Source organism: Chromobacterium sp. LK1, assembly GCF_001043555.1.
GTDB lineage: Bacteria > Pseudomonadota > Gammaproteobacteria > Burkholderiales > Chromobacteriaceae > Chromobacterium > Chromobacterium aquaticum.
On record NZ_LDUI01000030.1, the window covers coordinates 120934 to 139620 of the forward strand.

13 protein-coding genes, 1 other RNA gene and 2 pseudogenes are annotated in these 18687 nt (G+C 61.2%); 12 read left to right on the plus strand and 4 right to left on the minus strand.

Annotated features, from left to right (window positions below; translation table 11 throughout):
• Positions 1-30: 30 nt before the first annotated feature.
• The 8 genes from VI26_RS13605 (at position 31) to argS (ending at position 10339) form a co-directional block, all read left to right on the plus strand.
• A complete protein-coding gene (locus tag VI26_RS13605; RefSeq protein WP_048410284.1) occupies positions 31-450 on the plus strand; it encodes a hypothetical protein in 420 nt (139 codons plus the stop codon).
• 33 nt (positions 451-483) lie between these two features.
• Positions 484-1827 carry a tRNA 5-hydroxyuridine modification protein YegQ gene (gene yegQ / locus VI26_RS13610; RefSeq protein ID WP_048410285.1) on the plus strand — a complete coding sequence of 448 codons (1344 nt, stop codon included), beginning with the start codon at positions 484-486 and terminating at the stop codon, positions 1825-1827.
• 739 nt (positions 1828-2566) lie between these two features.
• The gene (locus VI26_RS13615) at positions 2567-3667 is read left to right on the plus strand and encodes a polyamine ABC transporter substrate-binding protein (RefSeq protein WP_048410286.1); all 1101 of its coding nucleotides are present in this window, start codon (positions 2567-2569) and stop codon (positions 3665-3667) included.
• A gap of 291 nt (positions 3668-3958) precedes the next feature.
• Positions 3959-4867 carry an ABC transporter permease subunit gene (locus VI26_RS13620; RefSeq protein WP_048410287.1) on the plus strand — a complete coding sequence of 303 codons (909 nt, stop codon included), beginning with the start codon at positions 3959-3961 and terminating at the stop codon, positions 4865-4867.
• On the plus strand, positions 4864-5703 hold the full coding sequence (locus VI26_RS13625; RefSeq protein WP_048410288.1) for an ABC transporter permease subunit: 840 nt from the start codon (positions 4864-4866) through the stop codon (positions 5701-5703). The genes VI26_RS13620 and VI26_RS13625 overlap by 4 nt, the downstream gene beginning before the upstream one ends.
• 123 nt (positions 5704-5826) lie before the next feature.
• Positions 5827-7323 carry a DUF3138 family protein gene (locus VI26_RS13630; RefSeq protein ID WP_048410289.1) on the plus strand — a complete coding sequence of 499 codons (1497 nt, stop codon included), beginning with the start codon at positions 5827-5829 and terminating at the stop codon, positions 7321-7323.
• A gap of 95 nt (positions 7324-7418) precedes the next feature.
• Positions 7419-8453, plus strand: a complete 1035-nt coding sequence (locus VI26_RS13635) for an MBL fold metallo-hydrolase (protein WP_048410290.1) — start codon at positions 7419-7421, stop codon at positions 8451-8453.
• Positions 8454-8620: 167 nt separating this feature from the next.
• Positions 8621-10339: an arginine--tRNA ligase gene (gene argS / locus VI26_RS13640; protein ID WP_048410291.1), complete on the plus strand. Its 1719-nt coding sequence runs from the start codon at positions 8621-8623 to the stop codon at positions 10337-10339.
• Here argS and VI26_RS24575 read toward each other — a convergent pair.
• Positions 10317-10697, minus strand: a complete 381-nt coding sequence (locus VI26_RS24575) for a hypothetical protein (protein WP_156183877.1) — start codon at positions 10695-10697, stop codon at positions 10317-10319. The genes argS and VI26_RS24575 overlap by 23 nt on opposite strands.
• Before the next feature lie 30 nt (positions 10698-10727).
• On the opposite strand from VI26_RS24575, the pseudogene VI26_RS25325 reads away from it, so the two are divergent.
• The 3 genes and pseudogenes from VI26_RS25325 to VI26_RS13650 form a co-directional block, all read left to right on the plus strand.
• Positions 10728-11846 (plus strand): annotated as a pseudogene (locus tag VI26_RS25325) (PAS domain S-box protein); the annotation flags it as partial.
• Positions 11847-12275: 429 nt separating this feature from the next.
• Positions 12276-12437: pseudogene (locus VI26_RS25330) on the plus strand (methyl-accepting chemotaxis protein); the annotation flags it as partial.
• A 265-nt stretch (positions 12438-12702) separates the two neighbouring features.
• Positions 12703-13059, plus strand: a complete 357-nt coding sequence (locus VI26_RS13650) for a hypothetical protein (protein ID WP_048410293.1) — start codon at positions 12703-12705, stop codon at positions 13057-13059.
• A 109-nt stretch (positions 13060-13168) separates the two neighbouring features.
• Here the strand turns inward: VI26_RS13650 and ssrA are convergent.
• Positions 13169-13533, minus strand: a transfer-messenger RNA (tmRNA) gene (gene ssrA, locus VI26_RS23910).
• 358 nt (positions 13534-13891) lie between these two features.
• Here ssrA and VI26_RS13655 point away from each other — a divergent pair.
• A complete protein-coding gene (locus tag VI26_RS13655; RefSeq protein ID WP_156183878.1) occupies positions 13892-14335 on the plus strand; it encodes a hypothetical protein in 444 nt (147 codons plus the stop codon).
• Positions 14336-14473: 138 nt separating this feature from the next.
• Here the strand turns inward: VI26_RS13655 and VI26_RS13660 are convergent, their stop codons facing one another.
• Complete coding sequence (locus VI26_RS13660) at positions 14474-15571, minus strand: HD-GYP domain-containing protein (RefSeq protein ID WP_048410295.1); 1098 nt, start codon at positions 15569-15571, stop codon at positions 14474-14476.
• A complete protein-coding gene (locus VI26_RS13665) occupies positions 15568-18660 on the minus strand; it encodes a response regulator (protein WP_053074418.1) in 3093 nt (1030 codons plus the stop codon). Before VI26_RS13665 ends, VI26_RS13660 begins: the two co-directional genes overlap by 4 nt.
• Positions 18661-18687: the final 27 nt, after the last annotated feature.

The window sequence follows — 18687 nt, forward strand, 5'->3', positions numbered from 1 at the left end:
GCTTTTTGGAATTTTCGGAGAAACCGAGTCATGGACCATCAGGCATTCCTGCGCCAATTGGAAACCAATGCGCTGCCTGCATCCGACTTCAACCACCGCGCGCACCTGTACGCCGCCTGGGCCTACCGCCGCCAATACCCGGCGCCGGAAGCCGCAGCCCGCTGCGCGCGCGCGTTGTCGCGCTTTGCCATGGTGAATGGCGCGGCGATGAAGTATCACCACACCCTGACCATGGCGATCCTGGTGATCCTGTACAGCCGGATGGCCAGCCAGCCCCGGTTGCTCGAGGACTGGGAGGCGTTCGCCAGCCACTGTCCGGACGTGCTGGCCGACGCCCGCGCGGTGATCCTGCAACATTATTCTTCAGAGCGCCTGGACGACGAGTCGGCGCGCAAAGGCTTTGTCGAGCCGGACCGCGAGCCGTTGCCGATGTCCTGTCTGCTGCACTGAGCCCACGCTCAACGAACCCCACCAGAATAAACAATGAAAGCACCGGAACTTCTGCTGCCGGCCGGCACGCTGGACAAGATGCGCGCCGCCTATGACTTTGGCGCCGACGCCGTCTACGCCGGCCAGCCGCGCTACAGCCTGCGCGCCCGCAACAACGACTTCAAGCTGGAAGAGCTGAAGCAGGGCATAGACGAAGCCCACGCGCGCGGCAAATTGTTCTTCGTCGCCAGCAACATCCTGCCGCACAACAGCAAGATCAAGACCTATATGGCCGATATGGAGCCGGTGGTCGCGATGAAGCCGGACGCGCTGATCATGGCCGATCCCGGCCTGATCATGATGGTGCGCGAAAAGTGGCCGGAAGTACCCATCCATCTGTCGGTGCAGGCCAATACCGTCAATTACATGGGCGTCAAGTTCTGGCAGAAGCTGGGCGTGTCGCGCATCATCCTGTCGCGCGAACTGAGCCTGGACGAGATCGCCGAAATCCGCCAGCAATGCCCGGACATCGAACTGGAAGTGTTCGTGCACGGCGCGTTGTGCATCGCCTATTCCGGCCGTTGCCTGCTATCCGGCTATTTCAATCATCGCGACCCGAATCAGGGCACCTGTACCAACGCCTGCCGCTGGGATTACAAGGTGCACGACACCCAGGGCGACGACGCCGGCGATGTGCAGACCATCAAGTTCGACTTCAACAAGGCGCTGGAAGAGGCGAATCAGAGCTTCGCCTCCTGCGGCGGCGCCGAACGCCACCCGTTGGCGGACAAGACCTATCTGATCGAAGAGGGCAGCCGCCCCGGCGAGCTGATGCCCATCATCGAAGACGAGCACGGCACCTACATCATGAACTCCAAGGACCTGCGCGCGGTGGAGCAGGTGGAGAAACTGGCCAAGATCGGCGTGGACTCGCTGAAGATCGAAGGCCGCACCAAGAGCCTGTACTACGTGGCGCGCGCCGCCCAGGTCTACCGCAAGGCGATCGACGACGCCGTCGCCGGCCGCCCGTTCGACCTCGGCCTGCTGGCCGAGCTGGACGGTCTCGCCAACCGCGGTTACACCCCGGGCTTCCTGGAGCGCCACCAGACCCAGGAATACCAGAACTACATCACCGGCCATTCCAAGGCCAAGCAGAGCCAGTACGTGGGCGATGTGATCGAGGTCGATGCCGACGGCTGGGCGCTGATCGAGGTGAAGAACCGCTTCGCGGTGGGCGATCGCATCGAAATCATCCACCCCAGCGGCAACCAGATCATCGAACTGGCGCAGATGACGCGCAATGGCGAGCCGGTGGCGGTGGCCGCCGGCAACGGCATCCAGGTGCGCATTCCCGACATGGCGGGCAAGGAGAAGGCGCTGCTGGCGCGGCTGTTCTGACCCAGAGTTGGATCGTGCGAAAACAGGCGGCCGCGGCCGCCTGTTTTTTTTCGTCCTGGCGACGCCCACGGTCAACCTTGCGTCGCGGCCATGCGTTTTGGGTGCTGTGATCGGCGTGGGTTACAGTTCGGATTGTTGATAATAGTGAACATTTGGAATCGGACTGTGGCGCATGTGTTTATTTTTCTGCACTGCAAGATCAATAAAAGTTGCGTGCATAAAAAAATATGGTTAAAAAGTAGTGACGTATCAGAGAGAGATGTAAATTTTATTAAACATCCACTGAGCGTGGAGACAAGAGGAGATGATGTGAGCGGAAATGGTCGTTTGGCGGCCAGTTCTCGCGCATCGGCATGGGAGCGCAAGCTTTGCGTGCAGGTTTCCCTGGCCGTTCATTGACACCCGCCAACTAGAACGCGGGGCGGAACGGCCCGAATCATGACCCTTAGCACCTCGAAAGTTGCAAACCGTAACGCGCGGATAGCTGGCATGGCGCGCTGCGGGGTGTAAGTTGGCATCAGCAGCGCGCTGGGGGGCGCCGGAAACCGGCTCGCCCATCGCAAGCTGGCGCCGCATTCGACCCAGGTCCGCCCAGGCGGCCGGGGACAATGGAGCAGCGCCATGGCCCGGCAACGGGCGGGGAGCGTGGCGCTGAGGTTGCCGTTATCGGGTCGCCCGATGCTCGCAGGCCACAGGCCCGGCGTCGGACAGCGCGGCCCGTTCCATTAGGAAGCCTGTCATGCAGAATAAGCTGGTTCGCAAAGCGCTGTGTTCATTGCTGATGTTGCTGCCGGTCGCGGCGGCGCACGCCGAAGACAAGGCGCTGAATGTCTACAACTGGTCGGACTATATCGCCAAGTCCACCATCCCCGGGTTTGAAAAACAGAGCGGCATCAAGGTCAAGTACGACGTCTACGACAGCGACGACACCTTGCAGGCCAAGATGCTGACCGGCCGCGCCGGCTACGACATCGTGGTGCCCACTTCCAACTTCATGGCCAAGCAGATCGAGGCCGGCATCTACCAGAAGCTGGACAAGTCCAAGCTGCCCAATCTGGCCAATCTGGACAAGGCGCTGATGGCCAAGATCGTCGACGCCGACCCGGCCAACGCCCACGGCGTGCCCTGGGCCTACGGCACCGACGGCCTCGGCTACAATCTGAGCAAGGTCAAGGCGGCGCTGGGCAAGGACGCGCCGCTGGACAGCTGGGACATCCTGTTCGATCCCAAATACGTATCCAAGCTCAAGGGCTGTGGCGTATCGGTGCTGGACCAGGCCAACGACGTGTTCGCCGTCACCCTGCACCACTTGGGCAAGGACCCCAACAGCAAGAACCCCGCCGACTACCAGGCCGCTTTCGAAGCGCTGAAGAAAATCCGGCCCTACATCACCCAGTTCAACTCCTCCGGCTATATCAACGACCTGGCCAACGGCGACATCTGTCTGGCGCTGGGCTTCTCCGGCGACGTCAACATCGCCAAGCACCGCGCTCAGGAGTCCAAGCGGCCGTACCAGTTGGCCTATGTGATACCCAAGAGCGGCGCGCCGCTCTGGTTCGATGTGATGGTGATCCCCAAGGACGCGCCGCATCCCGAGGCCGCGCTTAAATGGATCAACTACATCCAGTCGCCGGAAGTCAACGCCGCGATCACGAACGAAGTGTTTTATCCAACCGCCAACGCCGCCGCGCGCAAATACGTGAAGCCGGAAATCGCCAACGACCCGGGGGTGTACCCGCCGGAGTCCGTCGTGAAAACGCTGTTCCTGCTCAAGCCCTTGCCGTCCGACATCATGCGCCTGCAGAACCGTCTGTGGACGCAGCTGAAGACGGGGCGCTGAGGCAGGCGTCCAATACCGCCGCCGCGCCCGCCTGAGCCGGGACGGCGGCTGCCGATAGTCAATCCGAGCGCGAGCACGCCATGCCGGCCAGGCCGGCGGGGACGCGAGCGCCCGGCGTCCGGCATGACCGGGAGGAGTGAGACAGGCGATGTCCGGCCGCCGCGGCCGTGGGTATCCGGGAGAAGCGTTCAAGAGGAGGCCGTTCGATCGACAGCCCGCATCAGACGGGCGCGGAGGATGGCGCAAAAGCAATGCAAGCGAGCCGGATCAAACCGGCCATGTGGTGCTGACATGAAAAGTCTCAAGCTAAGCCGTTGGCTGCCGTCGGGTAGAACCACCGTCATCGGCATGCCGTTCCTGTTTCTGCTGGTGTTCTTCCTGCTGCCCTTCCTGCTGGTGGTGGGCATCAGCTTCTCGCAGCAACAACTGGGCATTCCGCCTTACACCCCGCTCACCAAGCTGGAAAACGACGTATTCACCATCGCGCTGAACATCGGCCATTACAAGTTCATGCTGGGCGACGACTTGTACTTCGCCACCTATATCAGCTCGGTGAAGATGGCCTTCGTCTCCACCGTGCTGTGTCTGCTGATCGGCTACCCGATGGCCTATTACATCGCCCGGGCCTCGGACAGCGCGCGCAACACCCTGATGATGATGGTGATGCTGCCGTTCTGGACTTCCTATCTGATCCGCGTCTACGCCTGGATCGGCATCCTGAAGAACGATGGCTTCCTCAATCAGTTCCTGCTGTGGCTGGGCGTGATCGACACGCCGCTGCGGCTCTATCACACCAATTGGGCGGTCTATATCGGCATGGTGTTTTCCTACCTGCCGTTCATGATCATGCCGCTGTACGCCCATCTGGTGAAAATGGACCTGAGGCTGCTGGAAGCGGCCTACGATCTGGGCGCCAAGCCGTGGAAGGCCTTTGTCCAAGTGACCTTGCCGCTGTCCAAGAACGGCATCATCGCCGGCAGCCTGCTGGTGTTCATCCCGGCGGTGGGCGAGTACGTGATTCCGGAACTGCTGGGCGGCTCCGACACGCTGATGATAGGCCGCGTGATGTGGGACGAGTTCTTCAACAATATGGACTGGCCGATGGCGGCCGCGGTGACCTGCGCGATGGTGCTGTTGCTGCTGGTGCCGATGGCGCTGTTCCAGCATTACCAGGTCAAGAATATGGAGGCCGCGAGATGATCAAGCCCAACAAGACGCTGTCCTTCCTGGTGCTGGGCCTGGGGTACGGTTTTCTCTACCTGCCCATCGCGCTGCTGGTGCTGTACTCCTTCAACGAGTCCAAGCTGGTGACGGTATGGTCCGGCTTCTCCACCAAGTGGTATGCCGCGCTATTGCAGGACGACGAACTGATCAACGCCGCCTGGCTCAGCGTCAAGATCGCGCTGATGACCGCCACCGCCTCGGTGGTGATAGGTACCTGGGCCGGCTTCGTGCTGGCCCGCTTCGGGCGCTTCCGCATGTTCACCCTGTTCGCCGGCATGATCAACGCGCCGCTGGTGATTCCCGAGGTGATTCAGGGCATTTCGCTGCTGCTGCTATTCGTCGCGATGGAGCAGGCCTTCGGCTGGCCGGAGGGGCGCGGGGTGTTCACCATCTGGATCGGTCACGTGATGCTGTGCGTGTCCTATGTCGCCATCGTGGTGCAATCGCGGGTGCGCGAATTGAACCTGTCGCTGGAAGAGGCGGCGATGGATCTGGGCGCGCGGCCCTTGAAGGTGTTCTTCGTGATCACGCTGCCGCTGATCTCGCAGGCGCTGGTGTCGGGCTGGCTGCTGTCGTTCACGCTGTCGCTGGACGATCTGGTGCTGACCGCCTTCCTGTCCGGCCCCGGTTCCACCACCTTGCCCATGGTGATCTTCTCGCGGGTGCGCCTGGGCCTGAACCCGGAAATGAACGCGCTGGCAACGCTGTTCATCGTGCTGGTGTCGGCCGGCGTGGTGGCGGCCAACATCTATATGCGCATGGCGGAGCGCAAGCGCGAGCGCGAGATGAAACTGGCTTTCGCCCAGGCTTGAGCCTGGCGGCATAACAATATAAACACGCATGCCGGCGCGGCTAGGCCGCGCCGGAGCGTCCGTGGATGAGCGCAGGCTGTTCTCGAATGTTGTATCCAAAGACATGCAACAAGGGAGTGGGAAATGAAGAGAATACTGATCAGCGCGCTGATAGCAGGACTGCCGGGCATGGCGCTGGCCGATGCCAAGGCGGATGAAATCGCCAAGCTCAAGGCGCAATTGCAGGCCTTGCAGACCCAGATGCAGGCCTTGCAGCAAGCGGTGGCCGCCGCCACCGAAGCCAAGGCGCCGGCCGACGACGCCAACGCCGAACTGAAGGAGAGGGTGGCCGGCATGGAGCTGAAGGTGGACAAGCTCAACAACGCCGCCACCGATGGCCCGCTGGCCGGGCTCAGCGTCACCGGCTACCTGGACCCGACTTATATCTATAACCGCGCCAACAACAGCTCGGGCTTCCAGTTCCTGAATCACCAGAATACCTACGCCTACAGCAACAGCACCTTCGGCGACGTTTATCTGGATATCAAGAAGACCTTCGGCGTCGGCCCCACCGCGCCCAGCGTCGAAATCAGCATCATGCCCAATCGCGGCTCCGGCAATACCCTGCTGGATGGCGGCAGCGGCAACAACATCATCAACACCGCCCAGTTCACCTACCCGCTGTCGGACACCTGGTCGCTGACCGCGGGCCTGGTCAATAGCTTCGGCGGCTATGAGATGCAGCAATCCAACCAGATGAACACGCTGACCCATGGGTTGCTGTACGACTTCAGCGTGCCGGGTTCCTACGTCGGCGCCGGCTTCAACTGGGCGCATGGCGACTGGGCGTGGAAATTCCTGCTGGGCAACGAGCAATACCGCACCCATGCCAACCTGGCGACCACCGGCAGCAATAGCGATAACGGCAACCCCATCGTCAAGAGCAATAACACGCCTACGCTCACTGGCCGGGTCGATTACACCTGGAGCAGCGCGCTGGATCTGGGCTGGTCCTTCAATGCAGGCCGCCAGACGCTGCTGACCAGCGCCGCCCAGCCCGCCGGCAACCCGGTGCCGGTGAGCAATGGCTGCCTGGCCGGCAACAGCGGTTTTGGCTACCAATGCGCCAGCAACGATCCGTACAGCAACTACTTCTATACCGAAGTCGACGCCAGCTACGCCTTGAACGATATCCAGTACAACGCCGAGTTTGATTACGGGCGGCAGCAAAACGCCGCCTGGAACGGCGGCGCGGCGCAATGGTATGGGGTGTCCTTGCTAGGGCATCGCAAATGGATGACCGATATCCTGGGCAAGATGGGCGCCACCTTGCGTTACGATTACCTGAACAACAGCAAGAACGGCGGCGGCGGCGCCGGCGTGGCGCTCAACGCCAACGGCTACGACGGTGTCAACGGCTTTGGCGTGTCGCAGGCCTGCGTGGCCAGCGGCGCCTCCGACTGCAAGGGCGCCAACCGCCAGGCGCTGACCGCGGATTTGCTGTTCTACCCGACGGATCAGCTGACGCTGAAGTTCGAATACCGTCATGACTGGGCCAGTCAGGACGTGTTTCTGCGCAACGACGGACGCTTCCGTCGCAGCAACGATATGTTGGGCGCGCAGGCGGTGTACAGTTTCTGAGCGCGAGAGCAAGACGGGCGGCCCGGCACGGGCCGCCTTTTGTTTTATCCGGGCATGGGCGACAATGCCCATCCCTTTCTCGCTACTTCCATGTCATGTCGCGATTGAAACCCTGGCTGCAACACCGCTGGCCGCTGCCGGTGTATCGCCCCGATCCGCAGCAGCCCCATCACGGAGCCGATGGCTACCGCAATCTGTTTCCCTTCCAGCAGCCGCGGCTGCTGGACGTGCTGCGCTGGGAATGGCAGCGCCGCCGCATGCCGGTGGTGCGCCACCGGCTGGAGCGCATTCCGCGCCAAGCGTCGGAGCTGGCCGCGCTGAATGCCAACCGGGATCGTCCATCGCTGACCTGGGTGGCTCACGCCACCAGCTTCATCCAGCTGTGCGGCAAGAACATCCTGATCGACCCGGTCTGGTCGCGGCGCGCTTCGCCGTTCCAATGGGCGGGGCCGGAACGGCAGCTGCCGCCGCCGATGACGCTGGAGGCGCTGCCGGCGCTGGACCTGGTGTTGATCACCCATAATCACTACGACCATCTCGACTTCAACACTGTGCGCCGGCTGGCGCGCCAGCCCGCCGGCTGCCCGCAATTCGTCGCGCCGCTGGGCGTGGGGGTGATTCTGCGGCAGGCCGGCGTGCCGGCTTCGTACATCCACGAACTGGACTGGTGGCAGCGTTACCGCTTGGATGGCGTGGAAGCGGAGCTGACGCCGGCCCATCACTGGAGCAAGCGCTGGATGATCGGCGATGAGAACCGCGCGCTGTGGGGCGGCTTCGCCGTGCGCGGCGACGGGCTGCAGTTCTGGTATCCCGGCGATACCGGCTATCAGGACCAATTGTTCCGACTGATAGGCGAGCGCCTGGGCACGGTGGATCTTGCGCTGCTGCCGATAGGCGCTTACGAGCCGCGCTGGTTCCTGCATCCGCAGCATGTGAACCCGGAGGAGGCGGTGCGCATTCTGCTGGACACCGGCGCGCGCGCCGCCTGGGCGGTGCATTGGGGCAGCTTCATTCTCACCGACGAGCCACTGGACCAGCCGCAGGACGACCTTGCCGCCGCCTTAGCGCAATGGAATATCTCTCCCGAGGTGTTTCGACTGCCGGCCATGGGTGAAACCCGCTGGTTTTGAGCTGGATGCCGGCAGAAAATCCCAAGGGCGACCGCTTGGCGAGCACTTTGCCGATATGGCTTGGCCGCAAGCATTGCCCCTGATGGCAAGCGGGAATACAATCAACAAGTAGTTTTTTTCAGAAGCGAAGACTAATTTTCGTTTTCGCGGCAATTCTTGGGGCTCTAATGACTATTCTTCAACTGATCAATCAACGGGTGCAGGCCGCCCTGGCGGCAGCCGGCGCGCCGGACGCGCCTGCCGTGGTGCAGCCGGCGTCCAAGCCGGAATTCGGCGACTACCAAGCCAATGGTGTGATGGGCGCTGCCAAGCAGCTCAAGACCAATCCGCGCGAACTGGCCCAAAAAGTGGTCGCCGCGCTGGATCTTGCCGGCATCGCCGACAAGGTGGAAATCGCCGGTCCGGGTTTCATCAATATTCATCTAGCCCCTGAATATCTTGCCCGACGAAGCGAAGCCGCCCTGAAAGACGACAAGCTAGGCATCAACCGCGTTGCGCCGCAGCGCGTGATGGTGGAGTACTCCTCGCCCAACCTGGCCAAGGAAATGCACGTAGGCCATCTGCGTTCCAGCATCATCGGCGACGCGCTGGCCCGAGTGATGGAATTCGTCGGTCACGACGTGGTGCGCGCCAACCACGTGGGCGACTGGGGCACCCAGTTCGGCATGCTGACCGCCTATCTGGTGGAAACCAGCCATGCCGGCGACGCCGAACTGCAGCTGTCCGATCTGGAAACCTTCTACCGCAACGCCAAAGTGCGTTTCGACGAGAGTGAGGACTTCGCCAACCGCGCCCGCGACTACGTGGTCAAGCTGCAGGGCGGCGACCAGGACGTGCTGAAACTGTGGGAGCAGTTCGTCGACGTGTCGCTGAAGCATTGCGAGGCGGTGTATCAGAAACTCAACGTCGGTCTCAAGCGCGAGCATGTGCGCGGCGAATCCTCCTATAACGACGACCTGCCGGTCATCGTCGAAGAATTGCGCGCGGCTAGCCTGCTGACCGAGGACGACGGCGCTCAGGTTGTGTTCCTGGAAGAATTCCGCACCCAGGAAGACAAGCCCATGGGCGTGATCATCCAGAAGAAGGACGGCGGTTATCTGTACACCACCACCGACCTGGGCGCGGTGCGTTATCGCCACAAAACCCTCAATCTGGACCGCGTGATTTACGTGGTTGACGCGCGCCAGAGCCAGCACTTTGCCCAGATGTTCTCCATCTGCCGCAAGGCCGGCTTCGCGCCGGACAGCATGAAGCTGGAGCATGTCGGTTTCGGCGTGATGATGGGCGACGACGGCAAGCCGTTCAAGACCCGCTCCGGCGGCACCGTCAAGCTGATCGAGCTGCTGCAGGAAGCCGAAGAGCGCGCGTTCGCGCTGGTGACGGAGAAGAACCCGGACCTGCCGGAGGCCGAGCGCCGCGATATCGCCGCCGCCGTGGGCATCGGCGCGGTCAAGTATGCCGACCTGTCGAAGAACCGCATGAGCGACTACATCTTCAACTGGGACACCATGCTGGCCTTCGAGGGCAATACCGCGCCTTATCTGCAATATGCCTATACCCGGGTGCAGAGCGTGTTCCGCAAGGCCGACGGCTACGACGCCAATGCCGCCATCGTTATCACCGAGCCGGCCGAGAAGCACCTAGCCGCCGCGCTGGCGCAGTTCGAGGACACCTTGCAAGCGGTGGTGGATGGCTGCTACCCGCATTATCTGTCTCAGTACCTGTACAACATCGCTACGCTGTTCTCGCGCTTCTACGAGGCTTGCCCCATCCTCAAGAGCGAGGGCGAAGTCCGCGCCAGCCGTCTGCAATTGTCGGCGTTGACTGCCAAGACGCTGAAGACTGGTTTGGATCTGCTCGGCATCAAGGTGCTGGACTCGATGTAAACCCGCCAGCCCTGGCTTGAAAATGCCGCCCGCGCTTTGCGCCGGCGGCATTTTTCATGGCCGAAGCGGACTTTCCCGGCGACAAGGCGGCTTGGCTCGGTGTTTTGCAATATGCAATTTTCATTAAATTGTGCCATGGTGAAAGAGATGCATGACCGAATGGCGGGCTCGGTAGCCATTGTTTTTGTTTTTTTGAGTTCCAGGTTTGGCATCTGTTGTCAATTGAGCGCTGTCGCGCGAAATTGATTCTGGCAAGAACAGTTTCAGGCATCGTGTCGCGCAAGTGCCGTTCAATGAAATCGGTCTTGTCTTGGCGTTTGTGGCGTAGAAATTGCTGTTGTCCGCTTTCTAAAAGCAAGTGCCGGGACTCCAGCCAAAAAGGTGAAAAATGCTAAATTTCATTTCGAGGTTTTTAAGCAGAGCCCAGTCTGGAAATATTGTAAAAGCGTTGAACTCGGCTCAAGCGGTGATTCAGTTCGATGTGGACGGGACAATACTGGATGCCAATGATTTATTCCTGAATTTGATGAAATACACCTTGCCGGAGATTCGGGGAAAGCACCACCGGATTTTTGTCGATGAACGGGAGGCGTATTCAAACGATTATCAAGGATTCTGGGATAAGCTCAAGCGCGGAGAATCCCAAACCAGCTGTTTCAAGCGGATGGACAAGAATGGCGCGGCGTTATGGATTCAGGCTTCCTATGTCCCGATCAAGTCGGGAGGCAGGGTGTGCCGCATCATAAAATTCGCCAGCGATGTGACCGAGAGCGTCAGGAAGAATGTCGATTTCAGTTCGCAAATTGCGGCCATCAATCGCTCGCAAGCCGTAATTGAATTTGATGTGGATGGGGCGATCTTGGTGGCGAACGACAATTTCTGTCATTTGATGGGGTATGCGCCTGCGGAGATCAGAGGCAAGCATCATCAGATCTTTGTCCGTGCCGAAGAGCGGCTCAGCCCGGAGTATAAGAAATTTTGGGACAAGCTGAGAGACGGCGTATTTCAGACCGCGGAGTATTGCCGTGTCAGAAAAGACGGCCAGCAAGTCTGGATTCAAGCCACCTACAACCCTATCGTCGATCCTAGTGGCGAGGTGTTGAAAATCGTCAAGTATGCGACAGACATCACCGCCATGGTCAAGGCGCGTGAAGATTTGAGGCTGATGTCCCTGATCGTCGATAATACCGACAATTCCGCGCTGGTGGCCGATAGCGAGGGCTTGGTGGTGTTTGCCAATAATGGCTTCAGCAAGATGAGCGGCTATACGCACGATGAGATCATCGGGCATAAACCGGGGTCGCTATTGCAAGGCGCGGGCACCGATGCTAAAACCGTGCAGGCGATCGGCGCTGCACTGCGCGGCAGAAAAGCGTTTGCCGGAGAAATTCTTAATTACACCAAGAGCGGGCATCCTTATTGGGTGTCCTTGGCGATCAATCCGATATTCAACGAACAGGGCTCCCTGGTGAACTTTGTCTCGGTTCAGGCCGATATCACCGAGACAAAGGTGAAAGAGCTTGAGTATGAAAAAAGATTCGAAGCCATCGGCATGTCGAATGTGATCAGCGAATGGAATCTTGACGGCAAGGTGTACGATGCGAACGCGTATATGTTGTCGCATCTTGATCTCAAGTCAGTGGATGAATTGGTCAGCCATGCCAGGGTGCTGCCGGAGATCATTGGCAGTGATAATTTCAAGCGCGTTTTGCAGGGCGAACTAGTGGTTCAGGAATTCAAGCTGCGGAAGAAGAGCGGCGATCTGGTATTGATGAATATGACGGTGTGTCCGATCAGCGATCATCTGGGCGCGGTCAGCAATATCGTCACGTATGGGGTTGATGTGACCGCCAAGATGGAGGCGGAACGGGTGACGGACGAGGAAATGCGGCAAGTCATCGCGTCCAGCCAAAAGATCTCCGCCATTATCGGCACGATCAATGACATCGCCAGCCAGACCAATTTGCTGGCATTGAACGCCGCCATCGAGGCGGCGAGGGCGGGCGAGACCGGCAGAGGCTTCGCCGTGGTGGCGGATGAGGTTAGAAAGCTCTCCATTGAATCCACTTCCTCGGCCAAGGAGATTGCTCAGCTTGTCGATGAATCGGTCACGCGCATCATGACGCTGGAGGCCTCCTTGAAGAATCTGAAAGACGGCGGCAACGAATAAGGGCTTCGGGCATAGGCGATGTGAGCTCCGCTGGGCTTGGAGGGCTATCCGGGTTGCCGGGGACTTGTTTCTCGGCGGCACGGTAAAGCCTGCTTCTGGCTTGGATTATGCTCGGATAATGACATTTGGGCATTGTCGTGGGTATGCTTGCGATAGCCGATCCATTTCCAAACCATGCGAACAAAGGACCCCCATGTCGGACGAAGCCGCCAATAACCATCAAACCAATGATGCAGCGCCAGTGATCGGCGCAGGAGAAGAGGGAAGCGACGCGCTGCGCCGCGACGCTGCCTTTCTTGAGCAGATCAAGCGGGCCAGTTCGGAAGAGCAAGCCCGCCTGCTGAAGCAGATGCATGCGTTTGGCGAGATTGGGAGCGTGCCTGAGGACGCGCTTGGCGTGATGGCGACGGACTTGCTGTTGAGCAGCACGGCCAAGGTGGCGGAGGCCGCCGGTCCGCTTGCCGCCGAGTCGGCAAAGTTTGCCATCGACAGGGTGGACCAGAGCCTGGAGCGCTACCAGGACCTGTTGGAACGGAACAAAGGGCAGTGAATGGTTGGCTTTGGGGGGTAAAAGCTGAGCAAGCCATCCCAAATAGCCAAAAAAAAGCCCCGTTTTACCGGGGCTTGATTTCGTAAGCAATTGATATTGCTAGAATTTGTGGTGGAGGCGGCGGGAATCGAACCCGCGTCCGAAAGTCCTCTACAGTGAGTTCTACATACTTAGTCGTGTCATTTGGATTTAACCGCTGCCACGCCGACGGACAGGCTGGACTTTGGCGAGTTACCTATTGTTTCGCACCATGCCAAGTAACCCGACATAGCACTAGCAGATGTAAAGTGACACTACAGGGTTTTGACGCCCCCGGCCCATCTGCGAACCGTTGTAGTGTCTAGCTAGCCCTTAGGCTGCCAGAGCGTAAGTTTCGTCGTTTGCGACTAAATAAACTCAGTGTTTTACGGGGTGACTGAAATCCCGGTATGCCCCCATCTGCTTCGCAACCCCCGTCGAAACCAGGTCGCCCCCAGATAAGAATGTAGCATTATATAGACATTGCGCGGCCAAAGCTAGTTCCATGGCGGCTTTTGTACGCATTCTGATCCTGCCACGCCAGCGGCCAGCGTGGAGGGCGCTAATGTCGGCTTGCCTGGCCGTAAAACCGTGGTCTAGATTGATAGATTATTTAAACCATGGTGCCAAAGGGTTTCGGGAGACGAGGGCCGGGCTTTTTAGCGGTGGGTATTTCTCCATTGCACTTGGAATTAGGCCAGGGCGGTTTCAAATCCAGCATGATTTTGCGAGTCAATATTTGCAACTTCAGTTGGATTGACTATGTTGACTTCATGACTGGCCGCATGTGCTTACTTCTCAGCGAGGAGGAAATATGATGGATAAAGAAGCGCTCAGGCAGGAAGCCCTGAAGTGGCGAAACTGGTTTGGCAAAGGTCAACGGCTTTGGAGCTTCGCCCATCATACGGCCATTTTTGGGTCGATTTTGTGCAGCGTGGTGGTGGGCGGGCTGCTGCAGGTGCAGGGACACGACCTGAAGGGCTACTCCACGGTGTTGACCTCGGTGGCCGCGGCGCTGTCCAGCCTGGCCGCCGCAGGCGGTTTTGAACGCAAGTGGAAGAGCAATCGGCTCAGCCGCAGCCGCGTTGACGGCTTGCTGATCGATATCGAGGCCGGTACCTACAGCATGTCGGAACTGGCTTGTCAGTTGAAGGAAATCATTTCCAAGCACGATCTGGACATCACCAAGCGCGACAGCATGGAGCCCTTGCTGGTTGAGCACAAGACCAGCAGCACGGTGAAGTCGCTGCTGTCCTGAACGCCCAGAGGCCTGGGACAGGACACGCCGGCGGCCACGGTGTTTTGTCCCGGGATGAGAATCAGCCCTGCCATTTAACGATGGCGGGGCTGTTGTTTTATCGGGTGGTTACATCCTTGCCGAGCCGGGCGCGGAACATCAGTCCGCGTAGCGTTCGGCTATGGCGCGGAAGGTGTCGGATATGGCGAGGAAGGCGGATACCACATCAGGGTCGAAATGGCTGCCGCTGCCTTCTTGGATGATGGCCACGGCCTGTTCGTGCGATAGCGCGGCCTTGTAGGGCCGGCGCGAGATCAGCGCGTCGTAGACGTCGGCCACCGCCATCAGCCGGGCCGAAACCGGGATGTCGCTGCCGGCCAGGCCTTGCGGGTAGCCGCTGCCGTCCCATTTTTCCTGGTGGCTGTAAGCGATTTCCCTGGCGTGGCGCAGAAAGCTGCTGGGCGCGTCCAGCAGCAGCTCCGCCGCCGCGATGGTGTCGCGGCCCAGGGTGGTGTGGGTTTTGACGATCTCGAATTCTTCCGGCGTCAGCTTGCCCGGCTTGAGCAGGATCTGATCCGGAATGCCGACCTTGCCGATATCGTGCAAGGGCGCGGATTTGAACAAGTCATTGATGGTTTCGTCGTCCAGCGCCGCTTGAAAGCGCGGGTGGTCGCGCAGTTGCTGGCACAGCGCGCGCACATAGCTCTGTGTCCGGCGCAGGTGGTTACCGGTTTCCTGGTCCCGGACTTCCGCCAGCGAGGCCAGCGCCAGGATGGTGATGTCCTGCACCTTCTGCACCTCGCGGATGCGGTTTTCCACCTCGCCTTGCAGCAGCGAGGCCTTGTCTTCCAGCAGGTCGGTGGCGGCCTTGAGCTTGAGATGGGTCTTGACCCGGGCCAGCACGATGGGCGGCGAGATCGGCTTGATGATGTAGTCCACCGCGCCGGCGTCGAAGCCGGCCTGCTCATTCTCGTTCTCGCCCATCGCGGTCAGAAAGATCACCGGAATCCGCGCGGTGCGCGGGTCCGCCTTGACCCGGCGGCAGGTTTCGAAGCCGCCCATGCCCGGCATCATCACGTCCAGCAGCAGCAGGTCCGGCAGTTCGCCGTCGGCCAGCAGTTCCAGCGCGCGCTCTCCGCTGTTGGCGATCTGGGTGCGGTACTGGTCTTTCAGCAGGCTGTAGAGCAGGGTGAGGCTTTCCGGCGTGTCGTCCACGATCAGCACGGTCTGGCGGCGGGGGGGCGCGGACTCCATCATTTTATGTTTTCCGGTAGGGCAATGTGCTGGGCGGCGGCGGTGACGCGCAATAGCGCCAGCGCCAGGACGAAATCGAACTGGGTCAGCGCTTTCTCAAAGGCAGCGAATTCCTCGGCGGAAAACAGCGCGCGCAGCGCCGGCGCGTGTTGCAGGAACAGCCCCAGCGCGTCGCCATCGCTGGCGGCCAGCAGCGCCGCCAATCGCCGCAGCAGCTCCGGCTGCGCGGCCGGCGCGGCGATGGCTGCGAAGCGGTCCTCCGCCTCCAGCGCGGCGCGCAGCGCCGTCATCACCCGCTCCAGCTCCGCCGCCAGCGGCGCCAGCGCTTGCGGTATGCCGTCACGCGCGCGCAGCGCGCGTTCCAGCTCGGTGGACGCCTCTTGCAGGCGCACGCAGCCCACGCTGCCGCTGACGCCCTTCAAGGTGTGGATGGTGCGTTCGGCTTGAGTGTAATCGCCGATTTCCAGCGCCGCGGACAGCCTGGCGGCGGCATCGGCCTCTTCGGCGATGAATTGGCGCAGCAGGTGCAAGTAAAGCTCGCGCTTGCCGGCCACGCGCTTCAGGCCCGCCTGCTGGTCCAGGCCCGGGATGTCCGGCAGCACCAGCGCCGCGGAAGTCGCGCGGCGGATGTCCGCGCCCGGCCGCGAGGGTTTTACCCAGCGCAACAGGGTCTGGAACATCGCGTGCGGGTCTATCGGCTTGGCGATGTAGTCGTCCATGCCGGCGCGCATGCATTCTTCGCGCTCCTCGGTCAGCGCGTCGGCGGTCATCGCCAGCACCGGCAAGGACGAGATTCGGGGGTCGGCCTTGATGCGCCGGCTGGCGGTGAGCCCGTCCATCACCGGCATCTGCACGTCCATCAATACCGCGTCGAAACCGGCGGCGCCCATGGCTTCCAGCCGAGCCAGCGCCTCGCCACCGTGATTGGCCAGCGTCACCAGCGCGCCGGCATCGCTGAGCAGTTCCATCGCGATTTGCTGGTTGACCAGATTGTCTTCCACCACCAGCAGGCGCACGCCGTCCAGGCGCGGCAACTCGTCGGCCAGCGCCGCCGTCATGCCCGGATCGCGCTGCGGGCCGAACAGGCCCAGCACCACGTCATAGAGCGAGGACAGGCTGACCGGCTTGACCAGGACCGCGTCGCAGCCGCTGCTCTCGCCCTGGGCGCGCACATCGTCGCGGCCAAAGGCGGTGGCCAGCACCACCTTGACATTGCGGCTGAGGGTACGGATCTGGGCGATGGTTTCCACGCCGTTCATGCCCGGCATCATCCAGTCCACGAACACCGCGTCGAACGGTTGCTCCAGATTGGCTTGGGCAATCGCCGCCACCGCTTCCGGACCCGATGCGCAGGCATGGGCGGAAAAACCCAGCGAGCGCAGCTGGTCGGACAGGATGTCCCGCGCCGAGGCATTGTCGTCCACCACCAGCACGCGCAGGCTGGAGATTTCGCCGGGCAAGCCCTGGCGGCGCGGGTCGGTGGCGGAAGATATGCCGAGCCAGGCGCTGAACATGAACAGGCTGCCCCAATCTGGAGCGGATTCCACCCTGATGGTGCCGCCCATCAGCTCCACCAGCCGCTTGGCGATGGTCAGGCCCAGGCCGGTGCCGCCGAAACGGCGCGTGGTCGAACCGTCCGCCTGGCTGAAGGGCTGGAACAGTCGCAGCGCCTGCTCATCGCTCATGCCGATGCCGGTGTCGTGCACGCAAAAACGCAGCTGCACCTTGTCGCCCACCAGTTCCAACGCATTGATGATGATGGCCACCTGGCCTTTTTCGGTGAACTTGATCGCGTTATTGCTCAGATTGATCAGAATCTGGCTTAGGCGCAGCGAATCGCCGACCAGGCCGCGCGGCACGTCGCGGCTGACTTCGAACAGCAGCTCCAGCGATTTCTCGGTGGCCTTTTGCGCCACCAGCGAGGACACCGCCTCCAGCACATCGTCCAGCCAGAACGGCTGCCGCTCCAGTTCCAGCTTGCCGGCCTCCACCTTGGAGAAATCCAGGATGTCGTTGATGATGCCCAACAGCGAGGTGCCGGCATTGTGGATCTTGCCGACATAGTCGCGCTGCTGTTGGGATAGCTTGGTTTTCAGCGCCAGATAGGACATGCCGATGATGGCGTTCATCGGTGTGCGGATTTCATGGCTCATATTGGCCAGGAACATCGATTTGGCCTGGGTGGCGTCTTCCGCCTGCCGCTTGGCGATGCGCAATTGTCCGGCGGTATCGGCCAGCCGCGCGTACAGCATGCCGTTTTCCAGCAACAGGATGATCAGCACGAAGCTGGCGGACAGCAGGCCATAGCCGCGGCCGGCGTAAAAACCCAGATCGTAGCGGCTGGCGTTGAGCATTGCCGACAGCGCGATATCACAGAGCCAGGCCGTCATCACCACCGCCAGCCAGATATCCAGCAAGGTGCGCTTCCAGCGCAAGGCCAGCACCGTCAGCGCCAGCGCGCTCAGCCCCCACACCGTGGCCACCACGCCGAACATGACCGGGGTGTAGCGACTGCCTTGCATGATGGGCGGGAACAGCGGGTGGCCCAGCGTGGCCAGCGCGGTCAGCGCCGCGGCCAGCAGCACGGTGGCGCCCACGCAGAGCAGGATGGCCGGCAGCGGACCGATGCCGCGCCTATGGTCGCCGCGGCTGGACAGCGCCGCGTAGCACAGCACCATCAGCGGAAAGCCGCCGTGCCAGAACATATACATCCAGGCCGTGGTTTGCGGGCCGGCGCCCAGCAGGCCGGTGGGCGAGAACACGCCGGGGAAGGTCAGCGCGTGCGTCATCGCCATCAGCGCGGTGAACAGATAGCCGACGGCCAGCGCCAGCAAGGCGCGCGCGCGCAAAATCGCGTACTGGCCGAACAGCAGCGCGGCGGTCACCAGATCGCACACCGCCAGCGCCGCCTGGTAGGCGGGAATGAAGGACGGGATTTTCAGCAGCGGCAGCTTGGCGAAAGGCAGCACGCAGGCGAACACCAGCATGGATACCGCGATGGCGCTCAGCGCCAATCGCCGCTGCGCGGCGCTGGGCGGCAGCGTGGATAGGAATTGGAACGCGTCTGTGCCGGGAGCGATATCTTGCCGCATGCGCCTGTGCCCCATCAGTCAATGAGA

What these genes read in the sequence shown, in the direction of transcription:
- VI26_RS13605 (WP_048410284.1), top strand. Translation starts at nt 31, where the DNA reads ATGGACCATCAGGCATTCCTGCGCCAATTGGAAACCAATGCGCTGCCT.
- yegQ (WP_048410285.1), top strand. Translation starts at nt 484, where the DNA reads ATGAAAGCACCGGAACTTCTGCTGCCGGCCGGCACGCTGGACAAGATG.
- VI26_RS13615 (WP_048410286.1), top strand. Translation starts at nt 2,567, where the DNA reads ATGCAGAATAAGCTGGTTCGCAAAGCGCTGTGTTCATTGCTGATGTTG.
- VI26_RS13620 (WP_048410287.1), top strand. Translation starts at nt 3,959, where the DNA reads ATGAAAAGTCTCAAGCTAAGCCGTTGGCTGCCGTCGGGTAGAACCACC.
- VI26_RS13625 (WP_048410288.1), top strand. Translation starts at nt 4,864, where the DNA reads ATGATCAAGCCCAACAAGACGCTGTCCTTCCTGGTGCTGGGCCTGGGG.
- VI26_RS13630 (WP_048410289.1), top strand. Translation starts at nt 5,827, where the DNA reads ATGAAGAGAATACTGATCAGCGCGCTGATAGCAGGACTGCCGGGCATG.
- VI26_RS13635 (WP_048410290.1), top strand. Translation starts at nt 7,419, where the DNA reads ATGTCGCGATTGAAACCCTGGCTGCAACACCGCTGGCCGCTGCCGGTG.
- argS (WP_048410291.1), top strand. Translation starts at nt 8,621, where the DNA reads ATGACTATTCTTCAACTGATCAATCAACGGGTGCAGGCCGCCCTGGCG.
- VI26_RS13650 (WP_048410293.1), top strand. Translation starts at nt 12,703, where the DNA reads ATGTCGGACGAAGCCGCCAATAACCATCAAACCAATGATGCAGCGCCA.
- VI26_RS13655 (WP_156183878.1), top strand. Translation starts at nt 13,892, where the DNA reads ATGATGGATAAAGAAGCGCTCAGGCAGGAAGCCCTGAAGTGGCGAAAC.
- VI26_RS13660 (WP_048410295.1), bottom strand. Translation starts at nt 15,571, where the DNA reads ATGATGGAGTCCGCGCCCCCCCGCCGCCAGACCGTGCTGATCGTGGAC.
- VI26_RS13665 (WP_053074418.1), bottom strand. Translation starts at nt 18,660, where the DNA reads ATGCGGCAAGATATCGCTCCCGGCACAGACGCGTTCCAATTCCTATCC.